The organism is Streptomyces sp. ISL-100, assembly GCF_018614615.1.
Classification (GTDB): Bacteria; Actinomycetota; Actinomycetes; order Streptomycetales; family Streptomycetaceae; genus Streptomyces.
On the sequence record NZ_JAGGOK010000063.1, the window covers coordinates 58,599 to 79,544 of the forward strand.

At 70.1% G+C, this 20,946-nt stretch carries 17 protein-coding genes and 4 pseudogenes; 10 read left to right on the top strand and 11 right to left on the bottom strand.

Features of this window, described 5'->3' with window-relative positions; genetic code table 11:
- Positions 1 to 125 precede the first annotated feature (125 nt).
- Entirely contained in the window at positions 126 to 1,097 is a 972-nt protein-coding gene (locus J7E89_RS27230) for an LLM class F420-dependent oxidoreductase (protein WP_214977088.1), read from the top strand.
- A gap of 42 nt (positions 1,098 to 1,139) precedes the next feature.
- Here J7E89_RS27230 and J7E89_RS27235 read toward each other — a convergent pair whose 3' ends face one another.
- Complete coding sequence (locus tag J7E89_RS27235; RefSeq protein WP_214977105.1) at positions 1,140 to 1,529, bottom strand: VOC family protein; 390 nt, start codon at positions 1,527 to 1,529, stop codon at positions 1,140 to 1,142.
- A gap of 147 nt (positions 1,530 to 1,676) precedes the next feature.
- Between J7E89_RS27235 and J7E89_RS27240 the strand changes: the two genes are divergently transcribed.
- Positions 1,677 to 2,060 (top strand): hypothetical protein, encoded by a 384-nt coding sequence (locus J7E89_RS27240; protein ID WP_214977089.1) that lies wholly within the window; start codon positions 1,677 to 1,679, stop codon positions 2,058 to 2,060.
- On the top strand, positions 2,057 to 2,557 hold the full coding sequence (locus J7E89_RS27245) for a DUF6328 family protein (protein ID WP_214977090.1): 501 nt from the start codon (positions 2,057 to 2,059) through the stop codon (positions 2,555 to 2,557). Before J7E89_RS27240 ends, J7E89_RS27245 begins: the two co-directional genes overlap by 4 nt.
- A gap of 48 nt (positions 2,558 to 2,605) precedes the next feature.
- Here J7E89_RS27245 and J7E89_RS27250 read toward each other — a convergent pair whose 3' ends face one another.
- The 3 genes from J7E89_RS27250 to J7E89_RS27260 form a co-directional block, all read right to left on the bottom strand.
- Entirely contained in the window at positions 2,606 to 4,135 is a 1,530-nt protein-coding gene (locus J7E89_RS27250) for a DEAD/DEAH box helicase (protein WP_214977091.1), read from the bottom strand.
- Between the two features lie 331 nt (positions 4,136 to 4,466).
- Entirely contained in the window at positions 4,467 to 4,670 is a 204-nt protein-coding gene (locus tag J7E89_RS27255) for a cold-shock protein (RefSeq protein ID WP_028811307.1), read from the bottom strand.
- Between the two features lie 273 nt (positions 4,671 to 4,943).
- The gene (locus J7E89_RS27260; RefSeq protein ID WP_214977092.1) at positions 4,944 to 5,303 is read right to left on the bottom strand and encodes a MerR family transcriptional regulator; all 360 of its coding nucleotides are present in this window, start codon (positions 5,301 to 5,303) and stop codon (positions 4,944 to 4,946) included.
- A gap of 288 nt (positions 5,304 to 5,591) precedes the next feature.
- On the opposite strand from J7E89_RS27260, the gene J7E89_RS27265 reads away from it, so the two are divergent.
- From J7E89_RS27265 to J7E89_RS27275, 3 genes and pseudogenes are all read left to right on the top strand, one after another.
- Positions 5,592 to 6,953 (top strand): glutamine synthetase family protein, encoded by a 1,362-nt coding sequence (locus J7E89_RS27265; protein WP_069929022.1) that lies wholly within the window; start codon positions 5,592 to 5,594, stop codon positions 6,951 to 6,953.
- Between the two features lie 203 nt (positions 6,954 to 7,156).
- Positions 7,157 to 7,324 (top strand): annotated as a pseudogene (locus J7E89_RS27270) (UTRA domain-containing protein); the annotation flags it as partial.
- A 307-nt stretch (positions 7,325 to 7,631) separates the two neighbouring features.
- On the top strand, positions 7,632 to 8,282 hold the full coding sequence (locus J7E89_RS27275; protein WP_308315619.1) for a maleylpyruvate isomerase family mycothiol-dependent enzyme: 651 nt from the start codon (positions 7,632 to 7,634) through the stop codon (positions 8,280 to 8,282).
- A 24-nt stretch (positions 8,283 to 8,306) separates the two neighbouring features.
- Here the strand turns inward: J7E89_RS27275 and J7E89_RS27280 are convergent.
- From J7E89_RS27280 to J7E89_RS27295, 4 genes and pseudogenes are all read right to left on the bottom strand, one after another.
- A pseudogene (locus tag J7E89_RS27280) lies at positions 8,307 to 8,468 on the bottom strand (IS5/IS1182 family transposase); the annotation flags it as partial.
- An 87-nt stretch (positions 8,469 to 8,555) separates the two neighbouring features.
- Positions 8,556 to 8,756, bottom strand: a complete 201-nt coding sequence (locus J7E89_RS27285) for a hypothetical protein (protein WP_214977108.1) — start codon at positions 8,754 to 8,756, stop codon at positions 8,556 to 8,558.
- Positions 8,753 to 9,052, bottom strand: coding sequence for a hypothetical protein (locus J7E89_RS27290; RefSeq protein ID WP_214977093.1), 300 nt, complete (start codon positions 9,050 to 9,052; stop codon positions 8,753 to 8,755). The genes J7E89_RS27285 and J7E89_RS27290 overlap by 4 nt, the downstream gene beginning before the upstream one ends.
- 170 nt (positions 9,053 to 9,222) lie before the next feature.
- Entirely contained in the window at positions 9,223 to 10,428 is a 1,206-nt protein-coding gene (locus tag J7E89_RS27295) for a helix-turn-helix transcriptional regulator (RefSeq protein ID WP_214977094.1), read from the bottom strand.
- 295 nt (positions 10,429 to 10,723) lie between these two features.
- Between J7E89_RS27295 and J7E89_RS27300 the strand changes: the two genes are divergently transcribed.
- Entirely contained in the window at positions 10,724 to 11,170 is a 447-nt protein-coding gene (locus J7E89_RS27300; protein WP_214977095.1) for an SRPBCC family protein, read from the top strand.
- A 25-nt stretch (positions 11,171 to 11,195) separates the two neighbouring features.
- Here J7E89_RS27300 and J7E89_RS27305 read toward each other — a convergent pair.
- Both J7E89_RS27305 and J7E89_RS27310 read right to left on the bottom strand, forming a co-directional pair.
- Positions 11,196 to 11,704 (bottom strand): annotated as a pseudogene (locus J7E89_RS27305) (pyridoxamine 5'-phosphate oxidase family protein).
- Between the two features lie 81 nt (positions 11,705 to 11,785).
- On the bottom strand, positions 11,786 to 14,074 hold the full coding sequence (locus J7E89_RS27310) for a PIG-L family deacetylase (RefSeq protein WP_214977096.1): 2,289 nt from the start codon (positions 14,072 to 14,074) through the stop codon (positions 11,786 to 11,788).
- A gap of 300 nt (positions 14,075 to 14,374) precedes the next feature.
- Between J7E89_RS27310 and J7E89_RS27315 the strand changes: the two genes are divergently transcribed.
- Positions 14,375 to 17,386: a bifunctional [glutamine synthetase] adenylyltransferase/[glutamine synthetase]-adenylyl-L-tyrosine phosphorylase gene (locus tag J7E89_RS27315; protein WP_214977097.1), complete on the top strand. Its 3,012-nt coding sequence runs from the start codon at positions 14,375 to 14,377 to the stop codon at positions 17,384 to 17,386.
- Positions 17,387 to 17,770: 384 nt separating this feature from the next.
- Here J7E89_RS27315 and J7E89_RS27320 read toward each other — a convergent pair whose 3' ends face one another.
- Positions 17,771 to 18,382: a TetR/AcrR family transcriptional regulator C-terminal domain-containing protein gene (locus J7E89_RS27320; RefSeq protein WP_214977098.1), complete on the bottom strand. Its 612-nt coding sequence runs from the start codon at positions 18,380 to 18,382 to the stop codon at positions 17,771 to 17,773.
- Positions 18,383 to 18,527: 145 nt separating this feature from the next.
- Between J7E89_RS27320 and J7E89_RS27325 the strand changes: the two genes are divergently transcribed.
- Together J7E89_RS27325 and J7E89_RS27330 are read left to right on the top strand one after the other, a co-directional pair.
- Positions 18,528 to 19,994 (top strand): APC family permease, encoded by a 1,467-nt coding sequence (locus J7E89_RS27325; protein ID WP_214977099.1) that lies wholly within the window; start codon positions 18,528 to 18,530, stop codon positions 19,992 to 19,994.
- A gap of 43 nt (positions 19,995 to 20,037) precedes the next feature.
- Positions 20,038 to 20,715: pseudogene (locus J7E89_RS27330) on the top strand (amidohydrolase family protein); the annotation flags it as partial.
- Positions 20,716 to 20,946 lie beyond the last annotated feature (231 nt).

A 20,946-nucleotide genomic window follows, 5' to 3' on the forward strand; every position in this document is an offset into this window, starting at 1 on the left:
GGTGCGGGATTGCCGCAGTCCCCCCATGGGCGGAAATCGTAATGCGCGGCGGCCCTCCCTATGTCATACGGGTTGCAACCAGTGGGGCGGAGTTTTAGGCCTGATGGATCGGCAACCCGTCCTTCATGGTGCAAATCGGATACACGATGATGACGGAGCAGGCCGGCCCCCGTGAGCTGGTCGACCATGTGGTCGCGGCGGAGCGCGCCGGCTTCGACTTCTCCGTGACCTCGGACCACTACTTCCCCTGGCTGGTCGAACAGGGGCACGCCCCGTACGCGTGGAGTGTGCTCGGCGCGGCCGCCCAGGCCACCTCCCGTATTCCCCTGATGACGTACGTGACCTGCCCGACGGTCCGCTACCACCCCGCCGTCGTCGCCCAGAAGGCCGCGACCATGCAGCTGCTCGCGGAGGGCCGGTTCCGGCTCGGTCTCGGCTCCGGCGAGAACCTCAACGAGCATGTCGTCGGGGCGGGCTGGCCCGCCGCGCATGTCCGCCTGGCGATGCTGGAGGAAGCCGTGGACATCATCCGCGCGCTGTTCGCCGGCGGCGACGTGAGCCACCACGGAACGCACTACGACGTCGAGAACGCCCGCCTCTGGGACCTGCCCGAGCCCGGTCAGCTTCCCCCGATCGGCATCGCCGTCTCCGGCGAGCGGTCCTGCGAGATCGCCGGCCGCCTCGGTGACCTGGTCATCGCCACCGAGCCCGAGCGCGAACTGCTGGACGCCTTCGACCGCCACGGCGGCGCGGGGAAGCCCCGGGTCGGCCAGCTGCCCGTCTGCTTCGACACCGACCGCGACGCGGCGGTCAAGCGGGCGCACGAGCAGTTCCGCTGGTTCGGCGGCGGCTGGAAGGTCAACGCAGAGCTGCCGGGGCCTGCCGGAATCGCGGGCGCCACCCGGTTCGTACGTCCCGAGGACGTCGCCGAGTCCATTCCGTGCGGCTCGGACGTCGAGCCGTTCGTCGAGGCGGTACGGCCGTACGCCGAGGCGGGCTTCACGGAGATCGCCCTGGTCCAGGTCGGCGGCGAGCACCAGCAGCCGTTCATCGAGTGGGCGGAGAAGTCACTGCTGCCCGCCCTGCGCGAACTCTGAGCCGGGCCCGCCGGCCCGGCGGCGCCCCGTCAGTCGGCGTCGTCAGCGTGGAGCGGACATGTGGGCCAGCGTGAAGGAATGCCCGGCCGGGTCGGAGTACACGCGTTCGTCGCGCGGTCCGCTGTTGTTCTTCGTGTCCACGGGCCGCGCGCCGAGGCTCACGGCCTCCCGCTCGGCCTCGTCCATCTCGCCGCGCCTCACCAGGATCCGCAGATGCGCCTGCTGGGAGTCCTCGGGGCGTGGCCAGCTGGGCGGCGCGTAACCGTGGTCCCTGCGCATCGCCAGGTGCACGCCGTGGTGGCCGACGACCTCCACGAAGTCCGGGTTGGTGCCGATCCGGACCTCCGCGTCCAGCAGACCGGCGTAGAACTCCGCCAGCACTTCCGGTTCCGCGCAGTCCAGGACAAGAACGCTCTGCTTCACGACCGTCATGTGCTCCGCGTACCCCGAGGACGTGACAGCAGACATAACCCGGGCGCGTACGGGTACTCGCGCCGCCTCCGGTCGCGCACCCGATCCCGCCGGGTGAGCCTGGAAATCGGCGAGGGATCGGCGACGACGAGAGAAAGAAGCCCCACTGTGAACAGCACGGAACACCACGGCACAGAGGTCCTGGTGGAACTCATCGGCAGCTCCAAAGAGGACGCCACCGCCGTCTTCGGCGCGCTGTGTACCGCCTTCGAGGCCGACCGCAAGGCCGACGAGGAGCTGCACAACGGCATGGACGGACGTCCGATGGTGTGGAGCGCGACCTACGACGTGTTCGAGGTACGGGAACAGGCCGTCGCCACGCGGCTGACGGAGCCGGTCACCGTCACGCTCCAGGGCGGCTACCGCGCGGTGGAGCAGCTTCGTGAGCAGCTGGAATCGGCATTCACCGTGCAGGAGGAGGGTTCGGTGTCCGGGGACCAGGAGAAGGAAGTCCAGCTGCGCCTGGAGAGCGGACCAGGGACCTCGCCATGAGGGACGACGAAGAACCGACGGAACTACGCCGGGGCCGCCACGAGACCGAGGACGAGCGGGCGGACCGGCTGTGGGGGGAGCTGCTCCAGGAGCTGCGGGTCGCCCAGACCGGCGTACAGATCCTCTTCGGCTTCCTGCTGACGGTCGTCTTCCAGCCGCGTTTCACCGAGCTGTCCTCGACCGACAAGGACATCTACGTCGTCACGGTCGTGCTCGGCGCGGCGACTGTGGGCGCGCTCGTCGGCCCCGTGTCCTTCCACCGGCTGGTCACCGGCCGCCGGATCAAGCCGCAGGCGGTCATATGGGCGTCGAGGCTGACCCTCGTCGGGCTGGTGCTGATGCTCGGCACGATGGCCTCGGCGCTGCTGCTGATCCTGCGCGTGGCGCTGCACGACACGACCGCGCTGTGGCTGGTCGGCGGCCTGGTGCTGTGGTTCGTCCTGTGCTGGTTCGTACTGCCTGTCTGGGCCCGGTACACCAATGCGGGCAAGGACTGACCGAAGCCATTCCCTGCCCGCACCTGGTGTCAAGCGTTACTGCGCTGCTTACGCGGCGCCGCCCCGGCTTCCGCCGGCGCTGCTGCCGCTGCCGCCGTAGGACCGGCGGCGCGCCTGCGCCGGAGCGCTGCGGCGCCCGCGCTGCGAGGACGCGCTGCGCGCCGGGCGCTCCCTGACCGGCGACGAGATGACGACGGGGACACCGGAAGGCGCCTGCGCACCGGTGATCCGGGTCAGCTCGGCGTCGCCGGAGCGGACCTGCGCGGTCTGCGGCGTGATGCCCGCGGCCTGCATCAGGCGGGACATCTCGCGGCGCTGGTTGGGCTGCACCAGCGTGACCACGCTGCCGGACTCACCGGCGCGGGCGGTACGGCCGCCACGGTGCAGGTAGTCCTTGTGGTCGGTGGGCGGGTCGACGTTGACCACGAGATCAAGGTTGTCGACGTGGATGCCGCGGGCCGCGACGTTGGTCGCCACCAGCACGGTCACATGCCCGCTCTTGAACTGGTCGAGCGTGCGCGTGCGCTGCGGCTGCGACTTCCCGCCGTGCAGCGCGGCTGCCCGTACGCCGCTGGCCAGCAGGTCCCGGGTCAGCCGGTCGACGGCGTGCTTGGTGTCCAGGAACATGATCACCTTGCCGTCGCGGGCCGCGATCTCGGTGGCCGTGGCCTGCTTGTCGGCAGGGTGGACGTGGAGCAGGTGGTGCTCCATCGTCGTGACAGCGCCCTGCGACGGGTCGACCGAGTGGACCACCGGGTCGGTCAGGTAATTGCGTACCAGCTTGTCGACATTGCGGTCCAGCGTGGCCGAGAACAGCATCGTCTGACCCTCGGGCGCGACCTGCTGGAGCAGCTCCGTGACCTGCGGCATGAAGCCCATGTCGGTCATCTGGTCGGCCTCGTCGAGCACCGTGATCTTCACCTGGTCCAGGCGGCAGTCACGGCGGTCGATGAGGTCCTTGAGCCGGCCCGGCGTCGCCACGACGACCTCGGCCCCGGTGCGCAGGGCGCCGGCCTGGCGGCCGATCGACATGCCGCCGACGACCGTGGTCATGCGCAGGCGCACGGCGCGGGCGTAAGGGGTGAGCGCGTCGGTGACCTGCTGGGCGAGCTCACGGGTGGGTACGAGCACCAGGGCCAGCGGCTGACGCGGCTCGGCGCGCTTGCCGGCCGTCCTGGCCAGCAGCGCGAGCCCGAAGGCGAGCGTCTTGCCGGAACCGGTGCGTCCGCGGCCCAGGACATCGCGTCCGGTCAGCGTGTTCGGCAGGGTGGCGCCCTGGATCGGGAACGGCGTGGTCACGCCCTGGGCGGTGAGTGCCGCCAGCAGTGCCGCGGGCATGTCGAGCTCGTCGAAGGCCTCGACCGCGGGAAGCGCCGGCGAAGTACCGACCGGAAGGGCGAACTCGCCCTGGGGGCCGGAGGACCGGCGCTGGGTGGGCCGGCCGGAGGAGCCGGAAGAGCGGTTGGGCGCCGCGGGGCGGAAGCGCTCGCCGCGGTCGCTGGCGCGGCCGGCGAAGTTGCCGCCGGCGCGGGTACGGGAAAATCGTTCACGGTCGTTCGAACGTGCTGCGCGGTTCATCTGAACCTTCCTCGATGGGCACGTATCGAGGAATTCCGGGCAGCAGTGACTGAGTGCGTGACTGCCACAAGGAATCGCAAGAACGAGCCGGTAATTAAAAAAGCCGAAATGAAGCCGGACGAAAGGTTTGAATACCTGTGGGCCGGACGCTTCGAAGTGGCTGCAGTCCGCACCAAGAAAGCGCGGACGGGGCGGGGCGACGAGAATCGTGGCCGACCGCTCATGAGTCGGCCGCGCGATATGGGCGACCGAGTCGGGGCAACGATTCAAAGCAACGAGACGGGGCCCGCACCCTCAGGTGCGGGCCCCGACCGTGTAGAACGCGTCAGCGTCAGGCGGGAACGATGTTCTCGGCCTGCGGGCCCTTCTGGCCCTGCGTGACGTCGAAGGTCACCTTCTGGCCTTCCTGAAGCTCACGGAAGCCCTGGGTGGCGATGTTGGAGTAGTGGGCGAAGACGTCAGCGCCGCCACCCTCCTGCTCGATGAAGCCGAAGCCCTTTTCAGCGTTGAACCACTTCACGGTGCCAGAAGCCATGTCATTCTCCTTTGGAGCAGTGCCGGTGCCCGCCCTGTGCGGACTCCGAGTCGCGTTGCCGCGATGATTGCCCCGTCCGGAATAAAGCACCGGAAATACGAAAGTGCGCCCGCAGCGAGTGAGCCGCGGGAGCACTTGAAGTTTTGGGAACCACAACTGCAACTGAGATCAACAGTAGCACGGTGCGGCGGACGTGCCAGGGGTCTTTCGTCACATCCGCCGTGGCGCCATAAACTCTCCGTGCGAGCCGCTTTAAATTCTGCAGCTGCCGCACTAGATATTTTGTTCCTGCTCCTCGTCCGGGCCGGGCTCGCGCAGTTGCTCGTTCATGCGCAGGGCGTCTTCCAGCTGGTCCTCGAGAATGACGATCCGGCAGGCCGCGTCGATGGGGGTGCCCTGGTCGACCAGCTCGCGGGCCCGGGCGGCGACCCGCAGCTGGTAGCGGGAGTAACGGCGGTGGCCGCCCTCGGAACGCAACGGGGTGATGAGCCGCGCGTCGCCGACGGCCCGCAGGAACGCCGGGGTGGTGCCGATCATCTCGGCGGCCCGGCCCATGGTGTAGGCGGGAAAGTCGTCGTCGTTGAAGCGGTCGGCCTTGGTGGTCCGATGAGTCTCGGCGGTCACTTGCACCATCTTCTGTATCGCTTGGAGCGGACACTACGAGTGTGGCATGTCTGCTCCGGCGGTGACAGATTTCCCCCCTCCGGCGCACCAGCATGGATCCACCCCTGGCATACCCCGGGCACTATGGAGGAAGCGGCACGCGGGCGTCCATCGGGCGTACATCCGTACGGCGCCGGGTGTCTGTCCGAGGGGCCGCAACGTGTTGGAAACCGTGTGGTGGGATGCTCAAGTGCCCCGACGTGCGCACGAGGCGTGGGAGCAGGCGGCTTGACCAGCAAGGATGGGTAGGAAGACGACATGGATAAGCAGCAGGAATTCGTGCTCCGCACGCTGGAGGAGCGCGACATCCGGTTCGTACGCCTGTGGTTCACCGACGTACTCGGCTTCCTGAAGTCGGTCGCGGTGGCCCCGGCCGAGCTTGAGCAGGCGTTCGACGAGGGCATCGGCTTCGACGGCTCCGCGATCGAGGGCTTCGCCCGCGTATACGAGTCGGACATGATCGCCAAGCCGGACCCGAGCACCTTCCAGATCCTGCCGTGGCGGGCCGAGGCCCCCGGCACGGCCCGGATGTTCTGCGACATCCTGATGCCGGACGGCTCGCCGTCCTTCGCGGATCCCCGTTACGTACTGAAGCGCATCCTCGCCAAGACCTCGGACCTCGGCTTCACCTTCTACACGCACCCCGAGATCGAGTTCTTCCTCCTGAAGAACAAGCCCCTCGACGGCACCCGGCCCACCCCCGCCGACAACTCGGGTTACTTCGACCACACCCCGCAGAACGTCGGCATGGACTTCCGCCGCCAGGCGATCACCATGCTGGAGTCGATGGGCATCTCGGTCGAGTTCAGCCACCACGAGGGCGCCCCCGGCCAGCAGGAGATCGACCTCCGCTACGCCGACGCACTCTCCACGGCCGACAACATCATGACGTTCCGCCTGGTCATGAAGCAGGTGGCGCTGGAACAGGGCGTCCAGGCGACCTTCATGCCGAAACCGTTCTCCGAATTCCCGGGCTCGGGCATGCACACCCACCTGTCCCTCTTCGAGGGCGACCGCAACGCCTTCTACGAGTCGGGCTCGGAGTACCAGCTCTCCAAGGTCGGCCGCTCCTTTATCGCCGGCTTGCTCAAGCACGCCGCGGAGATCTCCGCCGTCACGAACCAGTGGGTCAACTCCTACAAGCGCATCTGGGGCGGCTCCACCCGCACGGCCGGCTCCGGCGGCGAGGCTCCGTCGTACATCTGCTGGGGCCACAACAACCGCTCCGCGCTGATCCGCGTGCCCATGTACAAGCCGGGCAAGACCGGCTCGGCGCGGGTCGAGGTCCGCTCGATCGACTCCGGCGCGAACCCTTACCTCACCTACGCCGTCCTGCTCGCCGCCGGCCTCAAGGGCATCGAGGAGGGCTACGAGCTCCCGCCGGGCGCCGACGACGACGTCTGGGCCCTGTCCGACGCCGAGCGCCGAGCGATGGGCATCGAGCCCCTGCCGCAGAACCTCGGCGAGGCGATCGCCCTGATGGAGCGCAGCGAACTGGTCGCCGAGACCCTGGGCGAGCACGTCTTCGACTTCTTCCTCCGCAACAAGAAGCAGGAGTGGGAGGAGTACCGCTCCGAGGTCACCGCCTTCGAACTCCGCAAGAACCTGCCGGTGCTGTAGCCGCAGGCCGGCGGGCGCTTTCTGCCTGAGCGAGCTCCGGGCCGGCACCGTCATGGCGCCGGCCCGGAGCCGTCTCATTCCCCCTGGGCCGTCTCTGGGCCGTCCGGCGCGGCTTCGGGCCTGCAGGCTTCCAGATGCGGGTGTTGAAGTCCGTGCGACGGACCGCCCCCCCCGCGAGGCAAAACAGCATGCGCTTGGTGACAGGCGACCGTGTGCTCCATGACGCTGGGTACGAGATCGACCGCATGCGCGAGGAGCTGTTCGCGCGGATCGCGTCACCCGAGGAAGCAGCCTTGCCTTCAGTTGGCGCCGGCGAGTGGGTCGTCGAACTCCACCGGACCACCTACACAGCCGACGGGACTGTCGTTGATAGGTAAAGACTTACGCCCGTGATCATTCGAGCGTGGGTAGGTGTCAGCCGATCCCCCGCCCGCATGGGTACTCACGCAGCGAAGGGCCGTCGGGGATCGCATCCGGGCCGCGCGTCTGGACGCACAGCTAAGAGGCCGCGCGGATAGGCGAGCACAGGGCATCCAGATGGCGGGCAGGTCCAAACTCCTTGATCAAGGTCTTCGGGGAGCGTCGCAGGGGAGGGTAGCCCGATCCGCAGTGAAGATGCCCATGGACCCTGTATCACCGTGGACCGATGAGTTTGGCGCCAGTGGTTCGTCTGACCTGGTGACGATCGTCGACCGTACGAGCGACACGGAGCTGACCTTGACGAATGACGCCAACCTGCAACCTGCTGTAGCCGCCGAGTTCGGGGCCCTCGCCGACCTGCTCGGCTCCGCCTCTGATGCGCAGTGGGACACCCCATCTCTGTGTGAGGGCTGGCGGGTTCGCGAAGTGATCGCGCACCTGACCATGGCGGCCCGCTACTCCGAAGAGGAGTTCATGGCCGAGTTGCGCCACTGCGACTTCGACTTCAACCGCTTGTCGAACCAGGTTGCCAGCCGGGACGCCGAACTGCCGACCGGCGAACTCGTCGCCAACCTGCGTGCCGACGTGATGCACCACTGGACACCGCCGGGCGGTGGGTACCACGGCGCGCTCAATCATGTGGTAATCCACGGCCTCGACGTGACTGTGCCGCTCGGGGTGCCGCGCCGCTCACCCGACGAGACCATCCGTGTCGTCCTCAACGACCTAACCGAGGGCGGCGGGCACACACACTTCGGCATCAGCATTCAGGGACGCAGCTTCCAGTCCACCGACCTTGACTGGTCGTACGGATCAGGCCCGGCACTGCACGGCGCCGCCGAAGACCTGGCACTCAGGCTCTGCGGTCGGACAGTCCCGGATGGACGGCTCCAGGGCACGCCGCTGTAAGGACTCCGGCGGACAGGGGTGGGCTCATGGTCGCCGGATGGGGCGGTCGTCCCAGCGGTAGTTGGTCCAGGCGTGGCGGATCAGGCTACGCACGGTATCCGCGAGGTCGAAGAAGGCGTTGATGACGCTGGTACGGCGCTCGTAGCAGCGTGCGAGGCGGTGGAAGGCGTTCTGCCAGGCGTGGGCGGTGGTGCCTCCGTCGGTTGTGGTGGAGGTGCATGGACCCGCCTCGGCTGTCGACCTGTCCAGGGGCGTAGCAGCCGAGGCGGGGGCTTAGGGGTTTGCCGCCGTAGCCGAAGGGGCGGCCTCCGATTCGATGGTTCGCCGTGGGGAGCGCGACGGCGCGTCGCGCACGAGGTCGTCCTCGGTAATGGGGTCACCGCGCCAGAGCAGGGTCACGCCGTGCGCCGGGCAGTAGGCGCTCTGGTCGTCCTCTTCGGGGAAGTCGTGGTCACCCTTCGGGCACCGTGTCATCGCCTTGCCTCGCGGTCTGCCCGCCGCAGCCGATCACCGGTTGCGCACCCGTCGAGACAGGTTGGGCAGTCCTGGGTGTGGACGATCAAAGCCAGGTACTCAGCCATCACGGGATGGTGTCCGCAGGCGCGCGGATACCAGTGGGTGACGTGGCCGAGGAGGCGTAGCCGCCGGGGGCCGAGGTTGACGGCCGTACGGGGGGTGAGGGTGGTGCCGCAGAAGACGCAGTCCACGCCGCGCTGCTGGCTCTGGGACAGGGTCTCGATGCGGGGTAGGTCCCTGGCGACGGTGCTCACGTTTGACTCCCTGGGCTGCGATGGGAGCGGCACCGGCCTGTCTCTGGCGGAGTGGGGCCGGTGCCGCCTCATGCAGATCACGCTACGAACATGCGCGATCACAGCGCAGTGACGTAGTGCACCAGTCGGCCCGTCAACTGTCGCCCAGCTAGGACAAGTTGTCCTAGCACCTACAGGGAAGGGTCTACGCCGAGGCGCGCGGCGAGGCTACGCAAGGACGAGTTCCGTCGCCGCTCCGCCTCAAGCATCTCCCGAACTGTGGCAGCAGCCAGGGCCTGAAAGCGGATCCACTCCGGCTGCTGCTCCTCCACCGCGAGGAGGTCCGCCAAGGCGCCGTCGAGGTCACCCACCTGGTAGCGGGCCTGGGCGACATCGACACGGTGAGCGGCGGCGTGTACGGGGCGGGTGATCGCGTCGAGGTCCACGCGCTCTGCCAGGGCGAGCGCCGCGGCCGGCTGGTTGTTCCGACCGGCCAGCGCGATGTTCACCTGCTGCGTCTGAACATCGGTGACGGAGAATGCGCTTCCGTACACGCGGACGGGGCCGGAGCGGACAGCTGCCGTCTCGGCGAGGTTGAGCAGTTCCTCTGCATCGTTGCGCTGGTCCCGTCGGGCGGTGGGTGTGGCAGCGGCCAGCAGTAGGTTGCCGTATACGGCGAGTTGCGCCGGCGTCGACTTGCGGAAGCTGGGCTCCAGCGCGTCCGCCTTACGTTCGGCGACGGCCTGTGCCTGCTCCCACCTGCCTTGCCGCAGCAGGACCCATGACAGGGTGGAGACGCCCATGCCTGACATGAGCGGGTCCGATGCCTTCTCGGCGGCGGCGAGCTGCTTCTCCACGGCGGCGAATGCCCAGTCGGGGTGCCCCGCCTGGGTGCAGAGGGACGCGGCGAGCTGATAGGCCAGGGCGAGTTGTTGCCACACCCGGTCGGTACCGGCCTCCCGCGCTACGGCCTGGCCGTCGCGGAGTATCAGGGGCAGCATCCCGGACAGGCGGGAGTAGTCGCCCCGCCAGTACATGCCGGTGGCGGCCTTCACCGAGTCGACCCACGCGGACTCGTCGGGCGGGTCCTCCAGGTTGTCGTCTGCGAGTACGCCGGGGAGGACACCGATGTCCTGGATCGCGTCGCGCAGGGCGAGGAGGCCGCCGTCGTCCGATAGCTCTTGGGTCACGGTGGGTTGTCCTACCAGGCGCTCAAGTTGCACGTCGAGGGCGCGCGCGAGCGACCGCAGCGTGTTGATGCGCGCGGACTGCCGGATGCCCTGCTCCAGCTTGCGGACGGTGTCCACAGAGACGCCGGCGCGCTGGGCGAGCTGCTCCTGGGTGACGTCGCGGAACTCCCGCAACGAACGGATGCGGTCGCCGATGGTCGTGTTCATGTGTACCCCCGCCAGAGGACTGGCTGTCTACGCTACGCCCGGCAGAGAGTGGGCGGCAGGGCTTGCCGGGGGTTCCCTGGTCGCCCTTTGGGCCAGGTATCGGGACTGGTACCTCGGCGCGACAGCCAGGAGGCCCTCGCGGCGGCGGACCGGCACCGGTCGCAGTGGCTGCACGGGTATCGCGGCTGCTTCGGGTTTCTCACGTTGGTGCTGAGGCCCGGTGGGCCTGGTACGGCTGTCAGCCGGGTGGGATCATTGGGGTGATAGCACCATGACGGGGTAGGAAGGGGACAAAATGTCAGCGATCAAGGAAGCCGTCGACATAGCGCGCCGCCCTGAAGACGTCTTCGCCTACGTGACCAACGCTGCGCACCTCCCCGAATGGCAGGAGAGCGCGGTGTCCGTACGGCCGGTGGGTGACGCGCCGCTGGGCGTGGGGTCGCAGTTCGTAGTGACGCGGCGGGTCGGTCGCCGGGAGATCCCGATGACCATGGAGGTGGACGAGCTGGAAGCCCCGAGAAGCTGGCACATGCACGGTATCGACGGCCCCGTCAGAGGGGACGTGACCGGCACGATCGAGCCCCTCGGTGACGGCGAGCGCTCGCGCCTGACGCTGTCCCTGGACTTCGAAGCGCACGGGATCGGAAAGCTGCTCGTTCCGCTCGTGGCCCGTCCGCAGGCGAGCAAGGAGATGCCGCGGAACGAGCAGAACCTGAAGAGGGTGCTCGAGCGGAGCACCTGAACTGGGTCTGAACTCGGTCTTTTGGTCAGCTGAAGAGCCAGCGGGTCTGGCTGTAGACGCCCTTGCCGAAGCCGAAGGCCGTCGATGGGGCGACGCGGAACACCACCGCTCGGTCGCCCTCGCCGTAGAACGCTCCATCGCGTACGTCGAAGTGCCAGTCCGGGCCGTACTTCGTCTCGTACGCCGCGGCCAGGCGACGCAGTCGCGATTCGTCCGTCTCTCGTGTCGCCTTGCCCTCGACCACCAGGTCGAAGCCCTCGCGCAGGGTGTTCGCGCCCGTGGTCAGGACGACGTGCGGGTTGGCGGCGAGGTTCTTCGCCTTGCGTTCCGCCGGGCCCGTACAGAAGTACAGAGCCTCGTCCTGCCAGACGGCCAGTAGCGGGGTGACGTGCGGGCGGCCGTCCGGGCCGTCAGCCAGAACAGCTCCGCCTCTTTCAGCCGCTCCACCGCGTCTGACCAGGCGGTCGGGGTCGCGTCCTTCTCGCTGTAGCGGGCGTCCAGCCGGGTCTCCGGTTCCGGAGTCTGGTCTTCCATGGTGCTGCCTCTCGCTCGCGGTCTGTCTGTCCGTCTGTCTCATTACCTCTCAGGAAGACAGACCGCGCGTGCGAGCGAAACTCAGCGGACGTCCGTCACCAAGTTGGTGGTGACCGGCGTCGGGCCCACCGGCTGCCAGGCGGAGGTTCCCTGGCCGGTCCAGTAGAGGCGGCCGTCCAGCGCCACCGCCGCGACGGCGGTGTCACCCGTCGGGTCGGTGGTGGACGCGGGGGCTCCGCCGAAGAGGAAGTTGCCCTGGTTCCAGCGGGGTACGCCGGTCGAGCCCGGGGGCAGGGGCAGCACCGCCGTGCCGAGCCTTCCGGATCCGTCGCGGGCGGCCAGCAGCGTTTCCGTGGCGCTCACCGGGCCGAAGCCGGCCCGGCCGCCCAGGTCGGTGACCTCGGCCGTCGGCGCTGCGGCGGTCACCGCGCCCCCCGCTGCCCCGGCGGCGAACCGGGCGGCGAGTACGGCACCGGAGCCCGGCTTGCGGAAGTACAGGCGTACGCCGTCGCCGTCAGGGCGGGCGGTCGGCGGCAGCGGAGTCGCGGGCAGCGCGGTGGGAGCCGGGCCGCGCATCGGGACGCCGGGCGCGTCCTGGGTCCAGACGACGGTCGAGGTGAGGGTCTGCGCGAAGACGTAGGCGCGGCCCGCGCTGTCGAGCGCCGCTGTCGGGTCGCCGAACAGCTGCTGACCGCCCAGCGCCTGCCACGGCGTCCAGCTTCCGTCGGGGAGCTGCGTACGGGAGCGGAGGGCGTGGCCGCCGTCGCGGAGGTAGACCGTCGCGAGGCCCTCGCGGTCGACCGTCACGGCCGGGGCGCTGATGTCCAGGGAATCGGGCGCGTGGGCGGACTGCGGCATACCGAGTGACTGCCAGGTGCCGAAGGGACCGCCAACGGTGCGCTGCACGGCGGTGACGACATCGCGGCGGTAGCCGACCGGGCCCTCGAAGGATGTACGGGTGCCGAAGAGGGCTATTCGGCCGTCGGGCAGCTTCTCGGATGTGATGCCGCTGTCCAGGCCGGTTCCGCCGAGCAGCGTGGGACCGGTCCATGCGGGCTGGGCTGCGGCCTGGGACGCGGGCCGGGATGCGGCCCGGGACGCGGGCTGGGCTGCGGCCCCGGTGCCGGTTCCGGTGCCAGATCCGGATCCGGCCTGCTTGCCCGGCTCGCGGTGCCAGACCGCCAGGCGCGTGTCCAGTACCGAGAACGCCCACAGCTCGCCCTCCCGCGCGCCGCTCTGGAGCCACGAGGTGCTGTTGTTGCGCGAGTGGCGGATGCCGTACACCCAGCCGGGGCCCGTCGGCCGCCCCGCCACCTTGCGGTCGCCGCAGCCGGCCTCCGCGTCGCAGTAGTTGTTGGGGTACTCGGTCCAGGCGTACGTCTTCAGCGTGTCCAGCTTCTCCCGCACCGCCTCCGGTCCCAGGACGTGCGGCAGGCTGCCGTTGAGGTAGCCCAGGTAGTTCTGGATGGTGAAGTGCGGGTGGCCGCCGGTCCTGCCGTACTCGGTGAGCGCCAGCTGGGCGAACCTGGCGCCGTACATGTGGTCCTGGTGGTCGGGCAGCATGCGCGGCGTGGACTCGCGGCCGTTCGTCGGGTCGAGCATCCGTACGAACGTCGGCTGGAAGCGCTTCAGCAGCCCGGAGATGGTCTGGACGACCTGCTCCTTGGTGTACGAGAAGTTCTCCGTCACCGGGGTGTCGGACGACAGCTCCGACTCCAGGGCGGCCACCTGGCCGTCCCACAGCCCGTGCAGGCTGTGCGGCCGGTTCGCGGCGCTGGCGCCCGCCTCGTGCAGCTGCAGCCAGACCAGGCTGACCTCGGGGCGGGCCTTCAGCGTGTCGAGCTCGGCCCAGCCGCCGCCGTCGGTACGGATCGCGGAGCGCTGCCAGGGGCTGGTGCGGTCGCCGGTGGCCATCTCGGCGTACGCGGCACGTATGCCGTTCTGCCGGGCCTCGGCGTACCGCTCCTTGTCGGGGGCGGGGAGCGGTACGCCCTCGTTCGCGCCGCCGCGGAAGGAGTTGACGCCGTCCGCCTCGCCCGCCGTCAGGTAGACCGAGGTCAGGCGCTTGCCGGTGCGTATGGACTGGCTGAGGTCGGGGTTCATGAAGAACAGGTCGTCGTCCGGGTGGGAGACGATCTGCACCACGGACTCCGCGGCGGCACGGACGGGCTCGGCCTTGCCGGCTTCGCGGTCCGTGTCTGTCCTGTCTGTCGTCACCGTCCTGGCTGCCGCCTCGGGACCGGAGGCCGCCAGTGGCACAGCGGGACGGGCGAGCTGGATGCCTGTCACCGTCAGCAGCAAGGTCGCGAGTACGACGCTGGGCAGGCTGCGGCGCGGCAGGCGGAAGGTACTACGGGCCCTGGGCGGCATAGGAACGGTGCTTTCGGTGTGCGGCGGTACGGCGTACGGGATGGGGTGCGCCCAGGACGGCGCTGATCATCGCGCTGACTGTGGAGCAGAAGTGAAGAGGGTTTCACGTGGGATCCGGTTTATCGGCGCCGAGAACCGGTGATGTTGCGGATCTCACTGGCCTTCTACGTCACAGCCCTTGCGGCGGCTGGGCCGCGGGCCGCCGCGACGCTCCTGCCGATAGGCTCGGGAACCGGACCTTGACCGGACGGTTGTACGGACAGGTGTACGGACCGTGGGACGGCCGGAGCGGGAGGCAGAATGTCGGCGCCGGGGCGCAGGAGCAGTACCTTCACTCGGCTGCTGAGGCACGGTTTCACCGATCCGTCCGCCGCCGAGCGGCTGCTCGGCGCACCCGAGCTGGCCGCCGTACGCAACGACCCGGTGCTCCTCGACGCGCTGGGCGCGACAGCCGATCCCGATCTGGCGCTCCTCGGGCTCGTACGGCTCGTGGAGGCGCAGGGCGGCGACGAGCGGCGCGTCTTCCTCGACACGCTCGTCACCGCCAAGCCGCTGCGTGACCGGCTGCTCGGTGTGCTCGGCGCGTCCGAGGCGCTCGGTGATCATCTGGCGCGGCATCCGCGCGACTGGCACGCGCTCGTCACGTACGAGGCGGCGGATCTTCATCCCGAGGTAGCGGACTTCGAGCGGGGTCTTGCCGACGCCACCGACCCGGTGTCGCTGCGGGTCGCGTACCGGCGCTGCCTGCTGTCGATCGCGGCGCGCGATGTGTGCGGTACGACCGATGTCGCGCAGGCGGCCGCCGAACTGGCCGACCTGGCGACGGCGACCCTGCGGGCCGCGCTCGCCATCGCCCGCAAGGCCGCTCCGGAGGACGCCGCGGTGTGCCGGCTCGCGGTCGTCGCGATGGGCAAGTGCGGCGGCAACGAGCTGAACTACGTCTCCGACGTGGACGTGATCTTCGTGGCGGAGGCGGTGGAGGGGGCGGTACAGGGGGCGGTGCAGGGCGCCGACGAGGACCACGCGCTGCGCGCCGCGACCCGGCTCGCCTCCCACCTCATGCGGATCTGCTCCGAGACGAACATCGAGGGCACGATCTGGCCGGTCGACGCGAACCTGCGGCCCGAGGGGCGCAACGGTCCGCTGGTACGGACGCTGTCCAGCCACCTCGCGTATTACCAGCGGTGGGCCAAGACGTGGGAGTTCCAGGCGCTGCTCAAGGCGCGGGCGGTGGCCGGTGACCTGGCGCTGGGCGAGGCGTACGTCAAGGCCGTGTCGCCGCTCGTGTGGCAGGCGGCCGAGCGCGACAACTTCGTGCCCGACGTACAGAAGATGCGCCGCCGCGTCGTCGACAACATCCCGGCCGCGCAGATCGACCGCGAGCTGAAGCTGGGGCCCGGCGGACTGCGTGACGTCGAATTCGCCGTACAGCTACTGCAGTTGGTGCACGGCAGGAGTGACGCGACACTGCACCAGGGGTCGACGCTCGGGGCGCTGCAGGCGCTCTCGGCCGGCGGGTACGTGGGGCGGGCGGACGCCGTGCAGCTCGACGAGGCGTACCGCTTCCTGCGCGCCATGGAGCACCGCATCCAGCTGTACCGGCTGCGCCGCACGCACCTCGTGCCGCAGGACGAGGCCGGTCTGCGGCGGCTCGGGCGCTCGCTCGGGCTGCGCACGGATCCCGTCCCGCAACTGAACCGGGCGTGGAAGCGGCACGCCGCGGTGGTGCGCCGGCTGCACGAGAAGATCTTCTACCGGCCGCTGCTCGATGCGGTCGCGCAGCTCGCGCCCGGCGAGATCCGGCTCAGTCCGAAGGCGGCGGGACAGCGCCTGGAGGCCCTCGGGTACGCCGATCCGGCCGCCGCGCTGCGGCACCTGGAGGCGCTGTCGTCCGGCGTGACGCGCAAGGCGGCCATCCAACGGACGCTGCTGCCGGTGCTGTTGGGGTGGTTCGCGGACTCCGCCGACCCGGATGCCGGCCTGCTCGGCTTCCGTAAGGTGTCCGACGCGCTGGGCAAGACGCCGTGGTATCTGCGGCTGCTGCGGGACGAGGGCGCGGCGGCGGAGAACCTGGCGCGGGTTCTGTCGGCCGGGCGGCTCGCTCCCGATCTGCTGCTGCGGGCGCCGGAGGCGGTGGCGCTGCTCGGCGATCCCGAAGGGCTGAAGCCGCGCGGGCGGGCGCATCTGGAGCAGGAGGTGCTGGCCGCGGTCGGGCGTGCGGACGGCGCGGAGACGGCGGTGGCGGCGGCGCGTGGGGTGCGGCGGCGGGAGCTTTTCCGTACCGCCGCGGGCGACATCATCGGATCGTACGGAACCGAGGAGAGCCCGGCGGAACCGGACCCGGGCGCGCTCGTCGACCGCGTCGGCAACGCCCTGACCGACTTGAACGCCGCCACGCTGGCCGGCGCGCTGCGGGCCGTGGTGCGGGAGCGATGGGGAGACAGGCTGCCGACGCGGTTCGCGGTGATCGGGATGGGGCGCTTCGGCGGCCACGAGCTGGGCTATGGCTCCGACGCGGACGTGCTTTTCGTGCACGAGCCGTGGGAGGGCGTGGACGAGCAGGAGGCGGCGCGGGCGGCGAACACGGTCGTCGGGGAGATGCGGTGCCTGCTCCAACTCCCCACTTCTGACCCGCCGTTGATGATCGACGCGGACCTGCGGCCGGAGGGCAAGAGCGGGCCGATGGTGCGTACGCTCGCCTCCTACGCGGCGTACTACCGGCGGTGGTCGCTGGCCTGGGAGAGTCAGGCGCTGCTGCGCGCGGAGCCGATGGCGGGAGATGCGGAGCTCGGTCGGCGGTTCGTCGAGCTCGTCGATCCGCTGCGGTATCCGCGGGCGGGGCTCGGTGAGGACGCGGTGCGGGAGATCCGGCGGCTCAAGGCGCGCATGGAGTCCGAGCGGATGCCGCGCGGGGCGGATCCGACGCTGCACGCGAAGCTGGGGCGGGGCGGGCTGAGCGACGTGGAGTGGGCCGTGCAGCTGGTGCAGATGCGGCACGGGGCGGCGGAGCCGGGGCTCCGGACCACGCGCACGCGGGAGGCGCTGGCCGCCGCGCGGACGGCGGGCCTCATCGCGGCGGACGACGCGGCGGTGCTGGACGAGGCGTGGGTACTGGCGACGCGGGTGCGCAACGCGGTGATGCTGGTGCGGGGGAGGGCGGGTGACACGTTTCCCTCGGACGGGCGTGAACTCGGGGCGGTGGCACGGTACTTGGGGTACGAGGCGGGGCATGTGGGGGACATGCTGGACGACTACCGGCGTACGACGCGGCGGGCTCGGGCGGTGGTGGAGGAGTTGTTCTACGGGGGGTAGGCGGGTGGGGTACGGCGCGCTCTGGGTGTGGGCGTGGGTGGGTGCGGGTGTGGCGTCGTAACGGGTGGGGCCGGGCCGCTGCGCGGGGCTTTCCCCTACCCGCCCCTTCCCGCTGTGCCATTTGCGGCTCCGCCGCGTGGGGGCTCCGCCCCGGGCCTCGGTCCTCAAGCGCCGGACAGGCTGAAATGCCCGCGCGCGGAACGGCACCGAGTGCGCCGCATGGATGGGCACCGTCCCAGCGCATCCAGCCCGTCCCGCGTTTGAGGACACGCCCGCAGGGTGTTCGGGGTCTGGGGCTTGCCTCCACGCGGCGGAGCCGCAAATGTCACAGCGGGAAGGGGCGAGGTGGGGAAATGACCCCGCGCAGCGGCCCGGCCCCACCCGTTACGACGCCACCGCCAGCAACGCGCGGCAGTGCGCGATGAAGCCCTCCAGGGCCAAGTCGAACGCAGCGTGCGTGCGGTCCGGGCCCGCCGCCGCCAGGGCGAGTGCCAGCCCCGGCGTCGCCGTCTCGTCCGGGAGCTCCCACATCGTCTCCGGCGCCGCCATGTCCAGCGCGGAGCCCAGCACCAGGTTCTCCAGCGCGCTGATCACGGCCATCACGTCCGCCGTCTCGAAGCCCGCGTCCAGCAGCAGCCGTACCGCCCGCTCGTACTGGTCGAGAACCTTCGGCGCGCGCACCGGTGAGGTCATGAGCAGGGGGATCGCCCGTGGGTGAGCGGCGAACGCCGCGCGGTACGAGCGGGCCCAGGCGGTCATTGCCGCGTCCCATGGCTCCAGCTCCAGGGTCGAGGCGTCGATGGCGGAGGCGACCCGTATCCGCAGCAGCTCGACGATCCCGTCCCGGCCGTCCACGTGGTGGTACACGGACCCGGTCTGTACCCCCAGCCGCCGCGCGATCTGCGGGACGCTGAACTCCCCCTGCTCGTCGACGAGCTCCAGTGCCGTCGTGGCGATGCGCTCTTTGTCCAGGAGCGGTGTGCGCGGCCGGCCCATGTCGGTCCCCTCAAATCTCAGGTCTTCCCGGATCCCCGTCGGGAGGCTACATTGCCCGAAACCGAAAACCGAAAGCCTTTAGGTTTTCGGCGTGACGGTCGTGTCGCCCCTGCCTCCCCGCTGCCGCAGAAGGGCCTGTCCCCGCATGTCTGTGACCCCCAAGACCTCTCCGGAGAGAACGGGACCGGCCGCCGAGCCGACGCCCACCCTCCGCCGCGCCACCCTCGGCACCTCGGACATCGTCTTCTTCGTCGTCTCGGCCGCCGCCCCGCTCACCGTCATGGCCGGCGTCGCGCCCCTCGCCATCATGCTCGGCGGCGTCGGCGCCCCGGCCGGCTATCTGATGGCCGGCATCACGCTCGCCGTCTTCGCCGTCGGGTTCACCGCCATGACGCGGTACGTCCGCCACGGCGGCGGCTTCTACGCGTACATCACCCGGGGCCTCGGCCGCCCCGTCGGCATGGGCGCCGCGCTGCTCGCCATGATCGGCTACAACGGCATGGAGATCGGCGTCTACGGCCTGCTCGGCAGCGCCACCCAGGACACCGCCAAGTCCCTCTGGGGTATCGACATACCGTGGCTGCCGGTGTCCCTCGCCGGGCTCCTGCTGGTCTGGTACCTCGGCTACCGGTCCATCGACTTCGGCGCCAAGGTCCTCGGCGTACTCCTCCTCGCCGAGACCGGGATTCTGGTGCTGCTGGCGGGCGGTGTCCTCCTCGACGGCGGCGCGCACGGGCTCTCCGCCGACTCCTTCACTCCCGGCAACATGGTCGGGCCAGGCATGGTCGCCGTGCTCGCCATGGCCTTCGCCGCGTTCACCGGCTTCGAGTCCACGGCCATCTACCGCCGCGAGGCCCGCGATCCCGGCCGTACGATCCCGCGCGCCACCTACATCGCCGTCGGCTTCCTCGGCCTTTTCTACGCCTTCGTCGTCTGGACGGTCATCCAGGCGTACGGCTCCGACAAGGTCGTCCAGGCCGCCACCGACGACGCGGGCGGGCTCTTCTTCACCGCGATCACCACGTACGTCGGCGGCTGGGCCGCGGACCTGATGCACATCCTCATCGTCTCCAGCGTCATCGCGTCCCTCCTCGCCTTCCACAACGCCATCAACCGGTACGGCCTCTCCCTCGCGGAGGAAGGCGTTCTGCCCGCCGCGATGGGCAAGGTCCACCCCCGCCACCGCTCGCCCTACCTCGCCGGAGCCGCGCAGACCGTCCTCGGCCTGGTTGTCGTCCTTGGCTTCGCGCTGGCCGGGGCGGACCCGTACACGGAACTGCTGCTGTGGGTGAACACCCCCGGCATGATCGGCCTGATGGCGCTGCAACTGCTCGCCGCGATCGCCGTGCCGTTCTTCTTCCGGCGCATCAGCCACACCGAGAACATCTGGCGCACCACCATCGCCCCCGCCGTGGCCACCGTGCTGCTCACCGTCGCGCTCTACCTGGTGGCAACGAACGTCGAGCTCTTCACCGGCGCCACCCCGGCCATCAACATCACTCTCGTCGCGGTCGTGCCCGCCGTCTTCCTCATAGGCATCGCCATCGCCCTGCGCCTGCGCCGCAGCAGGCCCGAGGTGTACGCGGGCTTCGCCGCAGAACCGGCCGAGTAAACGAGTAACGAGTAACGAGCAACGAGCAAGGAAGCAGAAGAACGTGCCCGAAGCCGATCTCATCCTCACCGGCGCCCGCGTCCGCACCCTCGACCCCACCCGCCCCGAAGCAACCGCCGTCGCCGTACGGGACGGACTGATCGCCGCCGTCGGCGACGCGTCGGACGTACGGGACTGGCGCGGCCCCGGCACCGAGACCGTCGACCTGTCGGGGGCCACCCTCACCCCCGGCCTCGTCGACAGTCACAGCCACCCCGTGTGGGGCCTGGAGATGTCCACCGGGCTCGATCTCTCCGCCGTACGCGACCTCGACGCGCTCCGCGCAGCCCTCGCCGGCGCACAGCGCAACGAAGGCTGGATCGTCGCCTGGGGCCTTGACCACAACGCCTTCGGCGGCCGCCCCGTCGACCGCGCCCTCATCGAGGACGCCGTGGCCGGCGCCCCCACCTTCATACGCCTCTACGACGGTCACTCGGCCCTGGTCAGCGGCGCCGCACTCCAGGCCGCCGGGATCACCGGACCCCGCACCTTCGCGCAGCGCTCGGAGATCGTCTGCGACGCCGAAGGCCGCCCCACCGGGCACCTCATCGAGCACGCCGCCATGGACCTCGTCGACGCGGCTGTGCCCAGGCCGTCGTACACCGAGCGCCGCGCCCGCCTCGGCGAACTCCTCTCCGCGATGGCCGCCACCGGCCTGACCGGAGCCCATGTCATGGACCTAGAAGGCTCGTGAAGATCTTGGGTTCTGGCCCCGCCGCGTGCGCGGTGGGGCCAGACTCTTTCTCGTGGTGATGGGGGAATGGGCCGGGGAGACGGTCGGGCCGGATGTGTGGGAAACCTGCCGGGAGTTGATCCCGGCAGGGAGTGTGTTCGCGTTCTTGGCCGAGCATCGCGGTGCGCTGTTCCCGGCGGAGATGTTCGCGGACATGTACCCCTCGGCGAACGGGCGGCC

Excerpts from the sequence above, each read along its gene's own strand:
- J7E89_RS27265 (WP_069929022.1), top strand. The coding sequence starts at position 5,592 with ATGGATAAGCAGCAGGAATTCGTGCTCCGCACGCTGGAGGAGCGCGAC.
- J7E89_RS27310 (WP_214977096.1), bottom strand. The coding sequence starts at position 14,074 with ATGCCGCCCAGGGCCCGTAGTACCTTCCGCCTGCCGCGCCGCAGCCTG.
- J7E89_RS27245 (WP_214977090.1), top strand. The coding sequence starts at position 2,057 with ATGAGGGACGACGAAGAACCGACGGAACTACGCCGGGGCCGCCACGAG.
- J7E89_RS27250 (WP_214977091.1), bottom strand. The coding sequence starts at position 4,135 with ATGAACCGCGCAGCACGTTCGAACGACCGTGAACGATTTTCCCGTACC.
- J7E89_RS27325 (WP_214977099.1), top strand. The coding sequence starts at position 18,528 with ATGTCTGTGACCCCCAAGACCTCTCCGGAGAGAACGGGACCGGCCGCC.
- J7E89_RS27255 (WP_028811307.1), bottom strand. The coding sequence starts at position 4,670 with ATGGCTTCTGGCACCGTGAAGTGGTTCAACGCTGAAAAGGGCTTCGGC.
- J7E89_RS27235 (WP_214977105.1), bottom strand. The coding sequence starts at position 1,529 with ATGACGGTCGTGAAGCAGAGCGTTCTTGTCCTGGACTGCGCGGAACCG.
- J7E89_RS27260 (WP_214977092.1), bottom strand. The coding sequence starts at position 5,303 with ATGGTGCAAGTGACCGCCGAGACTCATCGGACCACCAAGGCCGACCGC.
- J7E89_RS27285 (WP_214977108.1), bottom strand. The coding sequence starts at position 8,756 with ATGACACGGTGCCCGAAGGGTGACCACGACTTCCCCGAAGAGGACGAC.
- J7E89_RS27300 (WP_214977095.1), top strand. The coding sequence starts at position 10,724 with ATGTCAGCGATCAAGGAAGCCGTCGACATAGCGCGCCGCCCTGAAGAC.
- J7E89_RS27295 (WP_214977094.1), bottom strand. The coding sequence starts at position 10,428 with ATGAACACGACCATCGGCGACCGCATCCGTTCGTTGCGGGAGTTCCGC.
- J7E89_RS27320 (WP_214977098.1), bottom strand. The coding sequence starts at position 18,382 with ATGGGCCGGCCGCGCACACCGCTCCTGGACAAAGAGCGCATCGCCACG.
- J7E89_RS27230 (WP_214977088.1), top strand. The coding sequence starts at position 126 with ATGGTGCAAATCGGATACACGATGATGACGGAGCAGGCCGGCCCCCGT.
- J7E89_RS27315 (WP_214977097.1), top strand. The coding sequence starts at position 14,375 with ATGTCGGCGCCGGGGCGCAGGAGCAGTACCTTCACTCGGCTGCTGAGG.